The organism is Paenibacillus sp. YIM B09110 (assembly GCF_037167145.1).
GTDB lineage: Bacteria > Bacillota > Bacilli > Paenibacillales > Paenibacillaceae > Pristimantibacillus.
Genome location: NZ_JBANSP010000062.1, coordinates 1 through 1,268, shown reverse-complemented (window position 1 = coordinate 1,268; position 1,268 = coordinate 1). Strand labels below are relative to the sequence as shown.

Sequence of the window (1,268 nt, the reverse complement as noted above, 5' to 3'; positions counted from 1 at the left end):
TTTGACTTGCTCAAAAACATTTTATTGCTTTAGTTCAGAAGCCGAAGCTTCTTAACTGGCAGTTTCGCTCGTTGTTCAGTTTTCAAAGAACAATCTTTTCTTTCGTGTCCGGCGTGTGTTTCTCTCGGCCAGAAATAGAATATATCATGTTTTCATATATGATTGCAAGTGTTTTTTTGAAAATAATTTTTATATTTTAAAAATTACCGTAAATACTCATAATAAAACGTAATATAACTTAACAAAAGGCACAACATTTTAAGTAATAAATAGAGACTAACCTACTGAGTTTCAATAAGATTAGCCTCTATAATTATTAAATCTAGATCGTAATTGAACCCAACAACATTAACAAAAGAGAGTAACTCGCAATTGATGAAACAATATAGAGCGTACGACGTTCCCTCGTTACCTCGAACAACTCGATCGAAGCTGTTACCGTTAAGATCAGCGTTGATAACAACGTAATTATAAGCACGAATAGCGAAAGCTTGATACTCAGTAGAGCTAATACTGCGGCGATCAGAAATCCAGCTCCAGCCATGTATTGTGCTCCACCAAGCTTAATGATCAAGGTCTTGAAGGAGTGACGATGACTTCCCTTCCAAATACCAACCACCGAAAGTCCAACAAAAAGCGATATGATGGAAAACAAGGACATGAGAAACATTTTTCCTACAATTGCAGTACTAATCTCGCCTGTATCCAGGAAGTCGCCTTAACCGCCAAATCCAAAAATGCTATTGAATAAATTTTGAAGCTTGGCCCCAATGATAAATGACCAAATAAGGAATCCAACTACAGAAGCTAAAATACCAAGTATTCCGTATACTAGATCCTTGTTAGGATTAAGAGTGAGGCTTTGACTCACTGACGTCATTCAATACGTTTCGTGACGCAGCAGAAGCTGCAGCGACAGGAGCAGATTTTGAATCTAGATTCGGATTATCAATGTTACTACTGACTTTCTCTTCTGGTGCTACAGCATTCTTCGACTTTTTCCTGCTTCATACATTGTTCTAAACGTTTCAGCCCACTCTCGAACCAACAGAAAACCACCCTTCGTGGGTGGTTAATTAAACTTTTGTATCTAGCCAGGAAGATCACAATATAATTAAAAATAGTCAATAACAAAAAAAAGCCCTTGCTCAGCAAGAACTTGTTTGTTGAAAATATGGTGCGCGTAGAGGGACTTGAACCCCCACGGTCGCCCGCCAGATCCTAAGTCTGGTGCGTCTGCCAATTCCGCCATACGCGCATGGTAAGTG

Annotated in this window: 1 protein-coding gene and 1 tRNA gene; both read right to left on the bottom strand. The window is 38.8% G+C overall.

Translation table 11 applies throughout. From position 1 onward, the window contains the following. Positions 1-322: 322 nt before the first annotated feature. A complete protein-coding gene (locus tag V8F51_RS31455) occupies positions 323-544 on the bottom strand; it encodes a hypothetical protein (RefSeq protein ID WP_337104446.1) in 222 nt (73 codons plus the stop codon). Positions 545-1,175: 631 nt separating this feature from the next. Continuing rightward, positions 1,176-1,258 (bottom strand) — tRNA-Leu (locus V8F51_RS31450). Between the last annotated feature and the right edge of the window lie 10 nt (positions 1,259-1,268).